This is a genomic window from Paraburkholderia kirstenboschensis, assembly GCF_032806925.1.
GTDB lineage: Bacteria > Pseudomonadota > Gammaproteobacteria > Burkholderiales > Burkholderiaceae > Paraburkholderia > Paraburkholderia kirstenboschensis.
This window is the reverse complement of sequence record NZ_CP136513.1, coordinates 3,133,631-3,148,862: the sequence shown is the minus strand read 5'-3', so window position 1 is coordinate 3,148,862 and position 15,232 is coordinate 3,133,631. Positions and strand designations below refer to the sequence as shown.

General features: G+C 61.8%; 19 protein-coding genes. 4 read left to right on the top strand and 15 right to left on the bottom strand.

Translation table 11 applies throughout. The annotated features are described in order from the left end of the window. Position 1 precedes the first annotated feature (1 nt). Positions 2 to 814, bottom strand: coding sequence for a MetQ/NlpA family ABC transporter substrate-binding protein (locus tag RW095_RS36780; RefSeq protein WP_317020624.1), 813 nt, complete (start codon positions 812 to 814; stop codon positions 2 to 4). 270 nt (positions 815 to 1,084) lie between these two features. On the opposite strand from RW095_RS36780, the gene RW095_RS36775 reads away from it, so the two are divergent. After that, positions 1,085 to 1,375, top strand: coding sequence for a YciI family protein (locus RW095_RS36775; protein ID WP_317020623.1), 291 nt, complete (start codon positions 1,085 to 1,087; stop codon positions 1,373 to 1,375). A gap of 96 nt (positions 1,376 to 1,471) precedes the next feature. Here the strand turns inward: RW095_RS36775 and RW095_RS36770 are convergent, their stop codons facing one another. The 5 genes from RW095_RS36770 to RW095_RS36750 all read right to left on the bottom strand — a co-directional run bounded on the left by RW095_RS36770 (position 1,472) and on the right by RW095_RS36750 (position 5,585). Further along, on the bottom strand, positions 1,472 to 2,089 hold the full coding sequence (locus RW095_RS36770) for an SCO family protein (protein WP_317020622.1): 618 nt from the start codon (positions 2,087 to 2,089) through the stop codon (positions 1,472 to 1,474). A 4-nt stretch (positions 2,090 to 2,093) separates the two neighbouring features. Beyond that, positions 2,094 to 2,999 carry a heme o synthase gene (gene cyoE, locus RW095_RS36765; RefSeq protein ID WP_317020621.1) on the bottom strand — a complete coding sequence of 302 codons (906 nt, stop codon included), beginning with the start codon at positions 2,997 to 2,999 and terminating at the stop codon, positions 2,094 to 2,096. A 6-nt stretch (positions 3,000 to 3,005) separates the two neighbouring features. Continuing rightward, positions 3,006 to 4,115, bottom strand: coding sequence for a COX15/CtaA family protein (locus tag RW095_RS36760; RefSeq protein ID WP_317020620.1), 1,110 nt, complete (start codon positions 4,113 to 4,115; stop codon positions 3,006 to 3,008). 23 nt (positions 4,116 to 4,138) lie between these two features. Then, the gene (locus tag RW095_RS36755) at positions 4,139 to 4,798 is read right to left on the bottom strand and encodes an SCO family protein (protein WP_317020619.1); all 660 of its coding nucleotides are present in this window, start codon (positions 4,796 to 4,798) and stop codon (positions 4,139 to 4,141) included. Positions 4,799 to 4,868: 70 nt separating this feature from the next. After that, positions 4,869 to 5,585, bottom strand: a complete 717-nt coding sequence (locus RW095_RS36750; protein WP_317020618.1) for an SURF1 family protein — start codon at positions 5,583 to 5,585, stop codon at positions 4,869 to 4,871. A 111-nt stretch (positions 5,586 to 5,696) separates the two neighbouring features. Between RW095_RS36750 and RW095_RS36745 the strand changes: the two genes are divergently transcribed. Further along, positions 5,697 to 5,906, top strand: a complete 210-nt coding sequence (locus tag RW095_RS36745; RefSeq protein ID WP_020067028.1) for a twin transmembrane helix small protein — start codon at positions 5,697 to 5,699, stop codon at positions 5,904 to 5,906. A 165-nt stretch (positions 5,907 to 6,071) separates the two neighbouring features. Here RW095_RS36745 and RW095_RS36740 read toward each other — a convergent pair whose 3' ends face one another. From RW095_RS36740 to RW095_RS36705, 8 genes are all read right to left on the bottom strand, one after another. Beyond that, a complete protein-coding gene (locus RW095_RS36740) occupies positions 6,072 to 6,929 on the bottom strand; it encodes a cytochrome c oxidase subunit 3 (protein ID WP_020067029.1) in 858 nt (285 codons plus the stop codon). A 130-nt stretch (positions 6,930 to 7,059) separates the two neighbouring features. After that, entirely contained in the window at positions 7,060 to 7,269 is a 210-nt protein-coding gene (locus RW095_RS36735) for a DUF2970 domain-containing protein (RefSeq protein ID WP_027801199.1), read from the bottom strand. Positions 7,270 to 7,300: 31 nt separating this feature from the next. After that, positions 7,301 to 7,915 carry a cytochrome c oxidase assembly protein gene (locus RW095_RS36730; protein WP_020067031.1) on the bottom strand — a complete coding sequence of 205 codons (615 nt, stop codon included), beginning with the start codon at positions 7,913 to 7,915 and terminating at the stop codon, positions 7,301 to 7,303. 44 nt (positions 7,916 to 7,959) lie between these two features. Then, complete coding sequence (locus RW095_RS36725; RefSeq protein ID WP_317020617.1) at positions 7,960 to 8,094, bottom strand: cytochrome oxidase small assembly protein; 135 nt, start codon at positions 8,092 to 8,094, stop codon at positions 7,960 to 7,962. A gap of 112 nt (positions 8,095 to 8,206) precedes the next feature. After that, positions 8,207 to 9,820: a cytochrome c oxidase subunit I gene (gene ctaD / locus RW095_RS36720; RefSeq protein ID WP_020067033.1), complete on the bottom strand. Its 1,614-nt coding sequence runs from the start codon at positions 9,818 to 9,820 to the stop codon at positions 8,207 to 8,209. Between the two features lie 43 nt (positions 9,821 to 9,863). Continuing rightward, positions 9,864 to 11,498 (bottom strand): cytochrome c oxidase subunit II, encoded by a 1,635-nt coding sequence (coxB, locus tag RW095_RS36715; protein WP_317020616.1) that lies wholly within the window; start codon positions 11,496 to 11,498, stop codon positions 9,864 to 9,866. 73 nt (positions 11,499 to 11,571) lie between these two features. Further along, positions 11,572 to 12,045, bottom strand: a complete 474-nt coding sequence (locus RW095_RS36710; protein ID WP_317020615.1) for a DUF2244 domain-containing protein — start codon at positions 12,043 to 12,045, stop codon at positions 11,572 to 11,574. 314 nt (positions 12,046 to 12,359) lie between these two features. Further along, positions 12,360 to 13,325: a methyltransferase domain-containing protein gene (locus tag RW095_RS36705; protein WP_317020614.1), complete on the bottom strand. Its 966-nt coding sequence runs from the start codon at positions 13,323 to 13,325 to the stop codon at positions 12,360 to 12,362. A gap of 83 nt (positions 13,326 to 13,408) precedes the next feature. Here RW095_RS36705 and RW095_RS36700 point away from each other — a divergent pair, with 83 nt between their 5' ends. Both RW095_RS36700 and trmL read left to right on the top strand, forming a co-directional pair. Further along, a complete protein-coding gene (locus tag RW095_RS36700) occupies positions 13,409 to 14,194 on the top strand; it encodes a ComF family protein (protein WP_317020613.1) in 786 nt (261 codons plus the stop codon). Positions 14,195 to 14,212: 18 nt separating this feature from the next. Next, positions 14,213 to 14,683, top strand: a complete 471-nt coding sequence (gene trmL, locus RW095_RS36695) for a tRNA (uridine(34)/cytosine(34)/5-carboxymethylaminomethyluridine(34)-2'-O)-methyltransferase TrmL (RefSeq protein WP_317020612.1) — start codon at positions 14,213 to 14,215, stop codon at positions 14,681 to 14,683. Here the strand turns inward: trmL and RW095_RS36690 are convergent. Further along, entirely contained in the window at positions 14,656 to 15,204 is a 549-nt protein-coding gene (locus tag RW095_RS36690) for an O-acetyl-ADP-ribose deacetylase (protein ID WP_317020611.1), read from the bottom strand. The two genes, trmL and RW095_RS36690, sit on opposite strands and share 28 nt — an antisense overlap. Between the last annotated feature and the right edge of the window lie 28 nt (positions 15,205 to 15,232).

The following is a 15,232-nucleotide window of genomic DNA, read 5'->3' as shown; positions in this document are numbered from 1 at the left end:
GTTAGAACGACGGCACCACCGACCCCTTGAACTGCGTCTTGATGAACTGGCGCACGTCTTCCGACTGATACGCTGCAACCAGCTTCTTCACCCACGGCTTGTCCTTGTCCTGAGTGCGCACCGCGATCAGGTTCGCGTACGGGCTGTGAACGTCTTCGAGCGCAATCGCGTCTTTGGTCGGCTGCAGACCGGCGGAAAGCGCAAAATTCGTGTTGATCGCGGCTGCATCGACATCGGCCAGCGAGCGCGGCAATTGCGCAGCATCGAGTTCAACCAGCTTGATCTTCTTCGGATTCTCAGCGACGTCGAGCGCCGTCGCGTTGTTGCCGTTCGTGCCCGCACCGGCCTTCAGCTTGATCACGCCTTGCGTCTGCAGAAGCAGCAGCGCGCGGTTCTCGTTGGACGGATCGTTCGGCACGGCGACCTTCGCCCCTTGCGGCAGATCCTTCAGCGACTTCAGCTTCTTCGAGTAGATGCCGAGCGGCGAGATGTAGGTGAGGCCCGCGTTGACGATCTTGTAGCCGCGCTGCTTGATCTGGCTGTCGAGATACGGCTGATGCTGGAAGCTGTTGGCGTCGAGATCGCCGGCGTCGAGCGCGGCGTTCGGCTGCACATAATCGTTGAATTCGACGACCTTCACGTTCAGACCTTCACGCTTGGCCACCTTGGTGACGACTTCCCAGATCTGCGCGTCCGGGCCGCCGATGGTGCCGACCTTGATGACTTTGTCGTCGGCATGGGCGCCGAAACTGGTAACGATCGCCGCGCCGGCGATTACTGCGGAGAGGGCTTTGAGGATGTTTCTGCGCTGCATGTAATTCTCGCTGTTTCTAATCGGATCGTTTGCAATGAGATCCGGGTGATAGCCGGAGGCAGGCACTGATGACACGCAGGTAAGAACGGGATAACAGCGCGCCGCCGGCTGGACCGTAAATCGTCTCATATGCTGTGCGAGATGTGAAATATCGCAATCACATATGGGTATGCGCGGCGCGATTGCGCGGCGAAGAGCCACGCTGTGGCCGATAATTCGAAACGTTGCCGCGAGTATCCGCGGTACGTTCAATCACCTGCGAGGACGCCCATGTATGTCATCAACCTTATCTATACCGCCCCGCTCGAGCGCATCGACGACGCGCTCGAGGCGCACCGTGCGTTCCTGACGACGCATTTCGAAGCAGGTGTCTTCGTGGTCGCGGGACCGAAAGTGCCGCGCGACGGCGGCATCATCCTGGCGGTGCGGATCGATCGCGACAGGCTGGATGCGATCCTCGCAACCGATCCGTTCGCCGTGCAGAAGCTCGCGCGTTACGAGGTGACCGAGTTCAAGACGACACGGCTTGCGCCGGGGTTGAATCTGCCGATACCGGCTTGAGTTGGTGCGGCTCGCGTGTAGTTCTCGTGCGGCTCTTGTGCGAGTCTTGCGGCGTTCGTGCCGCATTTATCCGTTAGAGAATGAGCGGCCGCCGCGTCAGTCAAGCAGCAGCTCGATGTCGTGTACCCAAGGCGCGGCGCCTTGGCCGTCGCGCGCGAAAAGGCGTAGCTTGCCCTCGGGGTCGAACACGTAGCTCGCCGCCGTATGGTCCATCGTGTAGCTGTCGGGGGTCTTGCCGGGCACCTTCGCGTAGTAGACGCGGAAGTCTTTCGCCACTTTCTTGAGCTGCGCCTCGTCAGCGGGGCGCAGGCCCACGAAAGTCGGATTAAACGCTGGGACGTATTGCGCGAGCAGCGCGTCAGTGTCGCGCTCGGGATCGACGGTGACGAACAGTACTTGAACGCGCTTTGCGTCTTCGGGGCCCAGTTGCTGCAGCGCTTGCGAGAGCTCGGCCATCGTGGTGGGGCAAACGTCCGGGCAATGTGTGTAGCCGAAAAACAGCACCACGACCTTGCCTTTGTAATCCGCCATTGTGCGAATCTTGCCGGACGTGTCGGGCAACGAAAAGTTGCTCCCGAACTGAGTATTGCCGGTGAGGTCCAGGTTCTGGAACGCTGGCGTCTGCTTGCCGCAGCCCGCCACGAATAACGCGCTGACGAGCGCGCAGGCAATCACAGCAGCACGCGCCGCACGCGCGAAGCGGGTATTGAGCATGGTATTACGCGCCGATCACAACGCGCACATAGTGGTCGACCAGCAGCGCGGCAAACAGCAGCGACAGATAGACGATTGAGTAACGGAAGGTTCGGCGCGCCAGATTGTCGGAGTACTCGAGGTAGATCTTCCACGCGTAGGCGAGAAACACCGCGCCGAGCACAACAGCCGCCGCGAGGTACACCACGCCGCTCATGCCTGAGATGAACGGCATCATCGTGACGGCGAACAGAATTACTGTGTACAACAGAATATGCAGCCGCGTGTACTTTTCGCCGTGCGTGTTCGGCAGCATCGGCAAGCCGGCGTTTTCATAGTCTTTGCGGCGGTACAACGCGAGCGCCCAGAAGTGCGGCGGCGTCCATACGAAAATGATCAGCACGAGAATCCACGCGTCGCCCGGCACCTGACCGGTGACGGCGGCCCAGCCGAGCGCCGGCGGCATGGCACCCGACGCGCCGCCGATCACGATGTTCTGTGGCGTGGCCGGCTTGAGCAGCAACGTATAGATGACGGCATAGCCGACGAACGTGGCAAGCGTGAGCCACATGGTCAGCGGATTGGCGAACGTGTACAGCGTCCACATGCCGAGGCCGCCGAGCACGGCCGAGAACAGCAGAATTTGCGTAGTGGTGATTTCGCCGCGCGCCGACGGACGCCACGAAGTGCGCCGCATTTTCGCGTCGATTTTTTGTTCGACGAGGCAGTTGATTGCAAACGCCGCTCCGGCGAGCAGCCAGATGCCGACGGTGCCGCCGATCAGAATCGTCCAGGGCACCATGCCGGGCGTCGACAGAAACATGCCGATGACGGCACAGAACACGGCAAGTTGCGTGACGCGCGGCTTGGTCAGCGCAATGTACTGCGAGATCCGGTTGCCGGGCGTTTGGGGGAGTGTTGTGCTGTCCATGTGGAGTCACGCTGGCGCGGCATCGCGCGCAGGCAACACGGCGCGGCCGGGACGGCTATAAGCGATTCGAAAGTTTAACATAACGAGCAGCAGCAACAGGATCGCCGCGCCTCCGTTATGAGCTACCGCAATAGGCAACGGCCATTGCAGAACGATGTTCGACAATCCGGTGACGAACTGGATCAGCACCACCAGCAAAACACCGTTCGCCGGACGCCGCAGCGACTCGAAGCGGCGCAATTGCAGCGCGAACCACACGAGGTAGCCGACGACCACGAGCGCGAAGGTGCGGTGGGTCCAGTGAATCGCTACCAGCGCATCTTGCGTGATCATGTCGCCGTTGCCTGTCATGCCGAGCGCACGCCACAAGTGAAAGCCGTGGGCGAAGTCCATCGGGGGAACCCATTGGCCGTTGCAGGTGGGGAAATCCGTACACGCGAGCACCGCGTAGTTCGTGCTGACCCAGCCGCCCAACGCGATCTGCGCAATCAACAGCACGAGACCCGCGACCGCCGCGACGCGCCAGCGCGCGGCTTCGGGCTCGTAGGCGGGCAACGGCGTCTGACGCGCGGCGAGCCAGCCGAGCGTGCCCAGTAGCGCGAGACCGAGCAGCAGGTGCGTCGTCACGATGACCGGTTGCAGCTTCATCGTCACCGTCCATGCGCCGAATGCGCCTTGCACGAGAATCAGCAGCAGCAGCGAAGTGGGCCACCAGGGCGACACGTGCAGCGGACGCCGCTTGATGCGCGCGGTCCATGCAATGACCGTCTGCGCGATGATCAGCACGCCGATCGCCATTGCGAAGTAGCGGTGGATCATTTCGATCCATGCTTTGGTCATGCTGACGGGGCCGGTGGGCATCGCCTGATGCGCGGCGGTGATTGCGGCATGCGCGATAAACGGCGAGGACGTGCCATAGCAGCCGGGCCAATCCGGACAGCCGAGCCCCGAGTCCGTCAGACGCGTGAAGCCGCCGAACATCACGAGGTCGAGCGTGAGGAAAGTGGTGAGCCACACGAGCTTGCGGAATTTATTGTCGTCGGCCTTGACCCACACATAAGACAGCGGCAACAACGCGATACACAAGCCGATCAGGCCCAATTGCAGTACGAACATCTTCTCTTACCCTGGTTGCGGCATCAGCCGATGCTCGACCACTTCAGCAGCTTGGTCACGTCGCCCTTGATCTTGCTCGGGTTCGGATCTTTCGGGAAACGCATCATCAGATTGCCGTTCGGATCGACCATGTAGATATGGTCGGTGACCTTGGTGCCGATCGCGGTCGGCAGCCACGCCGACACCTGCGCCGGATCGGCGAGCAGTATGTTGGTGTCGGGATAAGCCTTTTGTATCACGTCCGCCACGTTGCCCGCACCTGTACGAAGCCACACTTCGACGACGCGCTCGCGTTCCGGGCCCTGTGCCGCGCGGATTTGCCGCATGAAGTAGAGCTTCGTCACGCACGCTTTGTCGCAGGCGGTGTCGTCGACGGAAATCAGCAGCCAGTGGCCACGCAACGTGGCGAGTTTGAGCGGTTTGCCGTCTTCGCCAATGGCGACGAGCGACTCGGGAATCGGCCGTTGTGGTTCGACGAGCGTGCCGTAACTGGTGCTGCCGCCGCTCGGCTTCACCACGTAGTACATGAAATACGACACGGCGATAGGCGCCGCGCAGACGATCGCGAGCAGCAGCAAGATCCAGCGGCCGCGCTCCCAGGAGCCCTTGCCGTTGGGCTGGCCGGGCATCGGTTTGGCGGCGGATTTGCCGGCTTGCGGCGAACGGGGAGATGGCGTCGACACTACATGACCTCTTTCAATAATTTGTGCGGCTCGCCTCACTCGTGCAGAGCCGCGCCGGGCACGCGCTGCATCACACGACGGGCGCCTGCGGTTTTCTGGCGGCGCGGCGCGCGGCGTACAGGCCGAAGGCCAAAGCCGCGGCCGCCATGCCCCACCACTGGAACATGTAGCCGTAGTTGCGCTCGACGCCGCTGCCTGGAGCCGGCCAGTCGCGCACGAGTTTGTCGCCGTCGTCGCTCAATTGCTGGATCACGAACGATTGCAAGGGCAGTGCGGTTTCGGCGGCATAGGCGGCGACGTCGAGATTCTGGCGAATCGCCTGATGCGCGGCCGAACCGCCCTGCCCGAGTTCGAACGCGCGTGACGCATCCGCACGCGCAATCCCTTCTATCTCGATTTCGCCCTGCGGCGTAGTGTACGGTGCAATCGTCTCGCGATTATTGATGTTACGCGGCAACCAGCCACGATTGACGAGCACATAACCGCCGTCGCTGAGTTTAAAAGGCATCACCACGTAAAAGCCCGGCTGATCGTTATACGGACGATTGTCGAGATACACGACCTTGTCCGCGACAAACGTGCCGCGCGCTTTCACGCGATGGAATTCGATGTCCTTCAATGCCACCGGCGCGCTGGTGACAGGTTGCGCGGGCGCGTTCTCGAACTGCGTGATGCGTGCCTCGAGTGCTTCTTTCTGATGCGCGCGGTCGCGCTGCCAGAAGCCGAGCCGCAAGGTCACCGCGACCACGAGCAGAATCAACAACGCGGGAACGAGGCGGATCTTCATCGACGACACTCCATGCCCGGCCTGAGCGTGGTGGCGAGCGTAGGGCAAACGCCGGCGCGCGGTGAGATAATGGCCACCTTGCCTTCGCGCTTTTCCGTTTCAGCAGCTTCCATGCACATTCTCGTTCCCATTGCCTTCGTCCTGATCATCGCCAGCATGGTGTCGGCGCTGTATTTCATGATGCATGACAAGGGCAAAACCAAGCGGATGGTCTGGTCGCTCGCCACGCGAGTCGGACTTTCTATCTCGCTCTTCCTCTTCATTCTGTTTGCGTACTGGATGGGCTGGATTCACTCAACCGGCATTCCGTACGGGCGCTGAGCCTGGCGCAACCATCACTGCCCTAAACAAAACGCCGCCCTGACAGGGTCGAGGGCGGCGCTTCACAATCCTGCTCACTACTCGCGTGCGCGGTGTTCCGAAGGACGCTGCGCGACGGCCCCCGCACGCTCCGGTATAGCCGGCCGCGGCGCGGGCCAATCAGTCTTACAGCCAGTACACGACCACGTAGAGTCCGAGCCAGACCACATCGACGAAGTGCCAATACCAGGCCGCGCCTTCGAACGCGAAGTGGTGTTCCGCCGTAAAGTGGCCGCGAATCATCCGCACCAGCACCACCGCGAGCATCGTGCCGCCGAGGAACACGTGAAAACCGTGGAAGCCCGTCAGCAGGAAGAACGTGGAGCCGTACACGCCCGAAGCCAGCGTCAGGTTCAGTTCGTTATACGCGTGGAAGTATTCGAAGCCCTGCAGGAACAGGAAGCACACGCCCAGCACCAGCGTAGCTGCCAGCCAGATGATTGCCTTCTTGCGATGATCTTCACGCAGTGCGTGGTGCGAGACCGTCAGCGTGGCGCCCGAAGAAAGCAGCAGCGCCGTGTTGATGGTCGGCACCGGCCACGGCGTCATTGACTTGAAGGTCGACACGAGCGACGCGGGACCGTTGTTCGGCCACACCGCCGAGAAATCCGGCCAAATCAGCTTGTAATCCAGACTCGCCAGTTCGTGCAGCGCGATTGCGCGTGCGTAGAAGAGCGCGCCGAAGAAAGCGCCGAAGAACATCACTTCGGAGAAGATGAACCAGCTCATGCTCCAGCGGTACGACTTGTCGACATTCTTGCCGTACATGCCGCCTTCGGATTCGGCAATCGCGTCGCCAAACCAGTGCCACAACGTAAAGAGCAGCCACAACAGGCCGACGACAACGCCGATCGGCGCCCAGTCATGTTCGTTGATCCACGCCGCAAGCGATCCGAGCATGACCAGCAAACCAGCGGCGGCGCTGATCGGATGCCGCGACGGATGCGGTACGAAATAGTACGGGCTCTCGTTTTGACCGCTCATTCTTGATTCTCCACTTCAGTCCAGTTGTTCCGGAAGCTCCGGCTGTATCTTCGGCGGCGCGTGTGTACCGCACCGCTTCACTCTAATTCGTGGGCGCTGCTACGCCCGTACTACATGCATGCGCGCAATGTCAGCCCACCACCGCGCGCACCACCAGAATCAGCACGCCGATGAAAATGGCCGTACTGATCAGCGCCGCGATAATGACGTGCAGCGGGTTCAGTTGCGTTGCGTCGGCTTCCAGATCGCGCCGCTTGCGCACGCCGAAAAACGACCAGAACACCGCCCTCATCGACTGGCCGAAACTGCTTTTGCGCGGGCCGCCGCTGTTATCGCTCATTGTTGTCTTCCTTCGCCGGCGGCATCAGCCGTCAGGCGGGATTGGCGGCAGTGGCCGCCGTCTCGGCCGGGAGCGCCGCGCTTCCGACCTTCGCCGTTGCCGGCGTATTCAACTCGAAAAACGTGTACGACAACGTGATCGTTTTCACGTCCTTCGGCAACTTCGGATCGACGACGAACACGACCGGCATCCGCTTCGTCTGATTCGCCGTCAACGTCTGCTGCGTAAAACAGAAACACTCGATCTTCTTGAAGTACTCGGTCGCCTGCTTCGGCGCGTAGCTCGGAATGGCTTGCGCCTGGATCGTGCGCGCCTGTTCGTTGCTCACCTCGTACATCACTGTTGTCACTTCGCCCGGATGCACGTCCATGCTGCGCTGCTCCGGCTTGAAACCGAGCGGGCCGCGCGCGTTCGCATCGAATTCGATCGAAACCGTACGGCTCATGTCGACCTGCGTATTCTTCGCCTCGCGCACCGTTGCATCGCGCTGCACCAGGTTGTTGATGCCGGTGATCTGACAGATCGCGCGGTACATCGGCACCAGTGCAAAACCAAAGCCGAACATCATCAACGCGACGACGAACAGCTTGACCAGCATCGAACGGTTGAAAGAGCGATCGGCCTGAGCCGGCGGTTGCGTCGACATCTCAATCCTCAACAAACCTGCAAACTACACCTGTACCGGTTCCGTCAGGAAAACCAACCCTGATTGATGATGACGCTCGCGAAAAATACCGCTGCGATTGCAAGCAGAACAAGACCTATCCGCCTGTTGCTCACTCGAATCTGCTCCGGTGTACGTCTTTCCTGTGAATTACGCGTCATGCTCGGGTTTCTGAATACCTTGTTACTGCCATTGCCGCGCTTTCGCCGCCGTCCGGTCCCGGCGACGATGCGATCACGTCGCCTCGGAACCGGCCACTTCGCTAAACGACGATTACTCGACGGTCGGCGGGTTTTCGAACGTGTGGAACGGAGCCGGGCTCGGCACGGTCCACTCGAGGCCCGTTGCGCCGTCCCACGGCTTGTCGCCAGCCTTTTCGTGGTCGCCGCCGCCGCGATACGCAGGCAACGCAACCGCGAACAGGAAGTACACCTGCGCAAGACCGAAGCCGAACGCGCCGATCGAAATCACCTGGTTCCAGTCGGTGAATTGCGCCGGATAGTCGGCGTAGCGACGCGGCATGCCTGCGAGACCGACGAAGTGCATCGGCAGGAACGCGAGGTTGAAGAAGAACATCGACGCCCAGAAGTGGATCTTGCCGCGCGTTTCGTTGTACATCCAGCCGGTCCACTTCGGCGCCCAGTAGTACCAGCCCGAGAACAACGCGAAGAGCGAGCCCGCCACCAGCACGTAGTGGAAGTGCGCGACCACGAAGTAGGTACCGTGATACTGGATGTCGAGCGGCGCCATTGCGAGCATCAGGCCCGACAAACCGCCGAACGTGAACACCAGCAGGAAGCCGACCGCGAACAGCATGGGCGTTTCGAAGGAGAGCGAGCCGCGCCACATCGTCGCGACCCAGTTGAACACCTTCACGCCAGTCGGCACGGCGATCAACATGGTCGCGTACATGAAGAACAGCTGGCCCGTCACCGGCATGCCGGTTGCGAACATGTGGTGCGCCCAGACCATGAACGACAGAATCGCGATCGACGAGGTTGCGTACACCATGGAGCTATAGCCGAACAGCGGCTTGCGCGAGAACGCCGGAATCACCTGCGACACGATCCCGAACGCCGGCAAGATCATGATGTACACCTCGGGGTGCCCGAAGAACCAGAAGATGTGCTGGTACATGACCGGGTCGCCGCCGCCGGCCGCGTTGAAGAACGACGTGCCGAAGTGGCGATCGAACAGAACCATGGTGATTGCGCCAGCGAGAACCGGCATCACGGCGATCAGCAGGTACGCGGTGATCAGCCAGGTCCAGACGAACATGGGCATCTTCATGAGCGTGAGGCCGGGCGCGCGCATGTTCAGGATCGTCACGACGATGTTGATCCCGCCCATGATCGACGAAGCACCCATCAGGTGGACCGCGAAAATCGCGAAGTCCATGCCCGGGCCCATCTGCGTGGACAGCGGCGCGTACAGCGTCCAGCCCGCGGCGGTCGCGCCGCCCGGCGAGAAGAACGAACCGACCAGCAGGACAGCCGCCACCGGCAGAAGCCAGAAGCTGAAGTTGTTCATGCGGGCAAAAGCCATGTCCGATGCGCCGATCTGCAGCGGCACCATCCAGTTTGCGAAGCCGACGAACGCCGGCATGATCGCGCCGAACACCATGATCAGGCCGTGCATGGTGGTCAACTGGTTGAAGAACTCGGGGCGCATGATCTGCAGGCCCGGCTCGAACAACTCGGCACGGATCATCAGCGCCATCACGCCCCCGGAGAGGAACATGGTGAACGAGAAGATCAGGTACAGCGTACCGATGTCCTTGTGGTTGGTTGCGAACAGCCAACGACGCCAGCCATGCGGCGTTTCGTGGGCATGGTCGCCGTGCACGTGCTCGTGGCCCGCGACTACATCGTGTCCGATGCTAGACATGACAATCTCCTAAAGCGAATACTGCGGTGCTGACCGTGACACGTCAGGCAGCCGGGCTGATCTGAACACGCCGGGCTTCTTTCGCGTCGCTGCCGCCCGTGATCGTTTCCGGCTTCTTCAAAATGATATGGTCTTCGGCGATGCCGGCTGCTTTCAACGCGTCGCGCACGGCTTCCGCACGGCTCTTTGCGAGCTTCGCGTTCGCGTCCGCGGAGCCGGTGGCGTCGGTGTAGCCAGACAGCGTGAACTTCGCGTCCGGATGCGCCTTCGCGTAAGCCGCGGCTGCTTCGACCGCCGCTTTTGCGTCGGCCGGTAAGGTGCTCTTGCCGGTATCGAAGTAGACGCTCGCCGGCAGCGCGGCTTGCGATGCCGCCGTGCTTTCCGAGCCCGCCGACGCTGCTTGCGCACCCGGTGCTTCCGGAGCCGCCGCACCCGACGCCGCTTCCGCGCCGCTCGCCGCCGTGCCTGCGTCGGCCAGATGATTGCCGCCTTCGGGCATCTTGCCGTTACGGGCGTCCGCGACCTGCTTCGGCTGGAGAACGTCGCCGGTGTGGTTGCCCCACGAATTACGTTCGAATGTGACCACCGAAGCAATCTCGACGTCGTTCAGCGTAGGCGCCCAGGAAGGCATTGCGTTCTTGCCTTTCAACACGATGCTGACATGCTCGGCGATCGCGCCGTTGGCAACCTTGCTGCCGTCGAGCGCCGGGAATGCGCCCGCGCCTTTGCCGGTGGGCTGATGGCAGACCGCGCAGTTGGCCGCATACACCTTGCCGCCGCGCTCCATCAACTCGGCCAACGTATAGGTCTTGTTCGGATCGTCCTGACCCGCGGCCATTTTCTTCTTCTGCGTGTCGACCCACTTCGCGTAGTCGTCGGTGGAAAGTACTTCGACCACCACCGGCATGAACGCGTGTTCCTTGCCGCAAAGTTCGGTACAGAAGCCGCGGAAGGTACCGACCTTGTCAGCCTTGAACCACGTGTCGCGCACGAAACCCGGAATCGCGTCCTGTTTCACGCCGAAGGCCGGCACGTACCAGGAGTGGACCACGTCGTTCGCGGTGGTGATGATGCGGATTTTCTTGCCGACCGGCACGACCAGCGGATTGTCGACTTCTTGCAGATACGTAGTGGAAATCGGCTGACGGCCGTCGGTTTCGGCACGCGGCGTGGCCAGCGTGGAGAGGAAGCTGATGCCCTCGCCCGGACCCTTCACGTAGTCGTAGCCCCACTTCCACTGGTAGCCGGTGACCTTGATGGTGACGTCGGCATTGGTCGTGTCCTTCATTGCGACAACCGTCTTGGTGGCCGGCAACGCCATCAACACGACGATGACGAACGGCACGATCGTCCAGATGATTTCGACGGTAGTGCTTTCGTGGAAATTCGAAGCCTTGTGACCTTTCGATTTGCGGTGGGCAAAGATCGAATAGAACATCACAGCGAACACGCCGATGAAAATCACCGTGCAAAGAATCAGCATGAACGTGTGGAGGCTGTAGAGCTCCTCAGCGATTTTCGTCGCAGGCGGCTGGAGATTGATCTCGTTGACGGCGGGGCCGCCCGGAACATCGCCCACTGCCAGGGCGGCACCGGCGAAAAGCAGTCCGCTCATCGCCAGCACGCCCATGAGCGCTCGCTTGATTGTTTTCATAGCTTCCTTACCCAAAATTTCCATTCAAACCCTCGACCCCGCTGACCCCGTGACGGGCTGCTCGCGCTCCCCGTGAACGCCGTATGACCGGACGCGCCTAACAACGCGCGAGCCAGATACGCAATTCGCCGGCGAACTGCGCGCGCCGGTGCTGCGCGAGATGCTGCCCGATCATGATCGTCTCGCCGCGCGAGACCAGCTTGATCTGATCACGCGGTGTTGCGCCAGCCTCGATCCGCACCCAGCGCGGATTGAACTCGAACTGCGTGACCTGCTCGGCGCTCACCTGTTCGATCACGAGCCGGTTCTGAAACAGCCGGATGCGTTCGTAATCGACAGCGTGGCGCGCATAAATGGCAAACGCGACGCCCACCGCCAGCAATTCGATACCGGTGAACGGCAACACCAGCCAGGCGCCGACCAGAACCAGCATGAAAGCAATTGCCAACGAGAACAACGCAAGCGACACGTAGAAACACACAAACTGCCGCGGCGACATGGAACAGTTGCGTTTCATTGTCCAGTCCTTCAGGACCGGTTCTGAATCCGCCAGCAGATCTGATGCATCCATCGCTGCCTCCCGCCGAACGTCACAAACGCGTCACCAACGGCCGCCCGCAATGCCCGACCGCGACCTCATATTCCGGTCGCCCAACCGCCACCGCACCAACTCATCTTGCAGCCCCGTGCCTGGGGCCTGCCGCCCCAAATGTGGGAACTCCGGGCGACAAACTGACGCATTATAGGCGCGATCCATAGCATCCACAAGCAAGCCCCAACAGCCTCACAAGCCAGGCGCGACAAGCCTCCGCGCCGTTTTGCCGCACCTTCCGCACGTCTTTGGAAACGGTAATTTCAGACATAACAGATGTCCTCTTTACCGCTTTAGCGATTCCTCGACGAGCCTCGCCCAATGTCCTCTATTCGCACGATGCCGTGTCCTTCCGCCGTCGTGCGCGGCACCGCTTTCCACGCGTGTCCGTAGATCACCTCGAAGGTCAGCGCGATTGTTCCGTCGTCGCGCCGACGCGCTTCGAGCGCTGCCAGCAACGCTCTGTGCAACCGGCGTGCCGCCGCGCCCGACGACTCTTCGCGCTCGAACGGATACGCGCCCCAACGGCGCACGTCCGCGAGTAGCGACTCGGGCGACTTATAGGTGATTGTGATGGTTTCCTGGTCCATCACGGGAATTTCGAAACCGCTTTCGACCAGCATGTCGCCAAGGTCATGCATGTCGACAAAGTCGATCACATGCTTGCGCGAGCCGACGCCGTGCGCCGCCTCCACTTCGGCGTATGCGCCGCGCAACTCCTTCAGAGTGTCGGGTCCCAGGGTACTGAACATCAGCAGCCCATTCACCTTGAGCACCCGCTGCCACTCAGGGAATACGAGATCGGGGCGCGAGTGCCAGTGAAGTGCGAGGTTGGACCAGATGAATTCGAAGGCGCCCGCCGCGAAGGGCAGCGCGGAAAAGTCCGCTTGCGCGAAGCGCGGACCGCGTGCGCCAAGCGCCTTGCCGAGCGTGGCCGGCAAGAAGCGCCGCCAGCTCGTATCGCCGGAATCGTGGCGCAGCGCGCGCGTAAGCATGGCGTGCGACAGGTCTGAGCCGAACACCGGCGCTTCCGGAAAGCGCTCACGCAATGCAGGAATGTCTTCGCCTGCACCGCAACCGGCATCGAGCACGCTCGCCGGCGCGACCTTGATGTAATCGAGACGCTCGCGCATGCGCTGCGCGATCTCGCGCGGCAGGAAGGCGACGTCGTCGAAAGTCGTTGCACGGCGGTCGAAAATCCGCCTGAGGCGCCGGGAATCGTAGGCCGGACGGCCTGATTGAGCGGGAGTTGGGGACATGGGTGTCGTACTGGCGTAGAGCCCGAAGTATACTCGTTCGCTTCCTCTGCTTCAGTGCGAAAGGCCTTTGCGGCCGCCAATGCATGACATTCCGAGCATATTTTTCGTCCTCAGCCAGCCACTTCACGCAATTCACGCGCGGCGTGCGTTCGGCGTGGCCGCATGCAATGCACGCGATTCTGCCGAACGCCTGTGCTTTGTGCGGCAATTTGTCGCACAGCACGCTGTGCCCCTTTTGCGACGAATCCTATTGGAATGAGAGTGCGTTGCGTTGTTGCGTCTGCGCCGTGCCGCTGACCTTCGCGCGAAGGGAACAGCACGCGTCATATCGCTGCGCGGATTGCGTCGCCGAAAAACCGCCGTTCGATGCAACGTTCGCGCTCGCCGATTACCGCGCGCCGCTCGACGCGCTCGCAGTCGGCCTCAAGTTTCGCGCCCAGTTGATGCTGGCGCGCGAATTCGCGCGGCGCCTTGCGCGTCTCGCGCAAGATACCTGGCAAGATCCGTCCGACTGCCCCGATGTCATCGCTCCGGTACCGCTCGCGGATCGGCGTCTCCGAGAGTGCGGTTATAACCAGGCATGGCAGATTGCCAGAGCGCTGGCTCGCTCGTTGAACGTGCCGGGCGACCCGACCCTGGTGCGCCGCGTGATCGACACCGCGCCGCAGTCGCGGCTCGACCTCGACGCGCGCCGGCTTAACGTGGGCCGTGCATTCCAGCTTGCTGGAAGAGTTGAAGGGCTGCACGTCGGCATCGTCGACGATGTAATGACGACCGGCGCGACGCTCGAAGCGCTCGCGCGCACGCTGAAGGCAGCCGGTGCGCGGCGCGTCACGAACTTCGTCGCACTGCGCACACCGAAAAACTAGTCTCTACCTGACCACTTTATGTTCAATGTCGTTCTCGTCGAACCGGAAATTCCGCCTAACACCGGCAACGTCATCCGCCTGTGCGCCAACACGGGTGCGCGGCTGCATCTGATCGAGCCGCTCGGCTTTCCGCTCGACGATGCCAAGCTGCGCCGCGCCGGTCTCGACTATCACGAATATGCGCAAATGAACGTGCATGCCGACTGGGCCGCATTCATCGCGAAAGAGTCGCCGGATGCGGCGCGCATGTTCGCGTTCACCACGCGCGGCTCGGGCCGCTTCCACGAGCACGCGTTTCAATCGGGCGACTGGTTCGTGTTTGGCGCGGAAACGCGCGGCCTGCCCGACTCGATGCTCGAAGAGTTTCCCAACGAACAGCGCGTGCGCCTGCCGATGCGTCCGGGCAACCGCAGCCTGAACCTGTCGAATACAGTCGCAATCGTGGTGTTCGAAGCGTGGCGTCAAACAGGTTTCGAGGGCGGCGCCTGACGGCGCTGCAACTCCGCCTGATAGCGCTCGAACATCGCGTGGTCGAAGCAGGCGAAGATAACCTGCTCGAGTTGCGGCATGCGAGGCAGATTTTCGATTACTGTTTCGACCGCGATACGAACTGCTTCATCGGGAGGAAAACGGTAGATGCCGCAACTAATCGCGGGGAATGCAATGCTCGCGCAGTTTGCCTCGCGCGCCACCTCGAGCGAGCGCTGATAGCAGGAAGCCAGCAGATCCGCCTCGCCATGCGTGCCGCCGCGCCAGACCGGTCCCACCGCGTGGATCACATATCGCGCCGGCAAATGGTAGCCGCGCGTGAGCTTCGCGTCGCCAGTCGCGCAGCCGCCAAGCGCTTCGCATTCGCGCAGCAATTCCTTGCCGGCCGCGCGATGAATCGCGCCGTCCACACCGCCGCCGCCGAGCAACGAAGTATTGGCTGCGTTGACAATGGCGTCCACGTCAAGAGTCGTGATGTCGGACACGCGCGCTTCCAGCGTGCAACGATCGATACTGAGCATGGGAACCTCACTGATCCGTAGCGTCGAT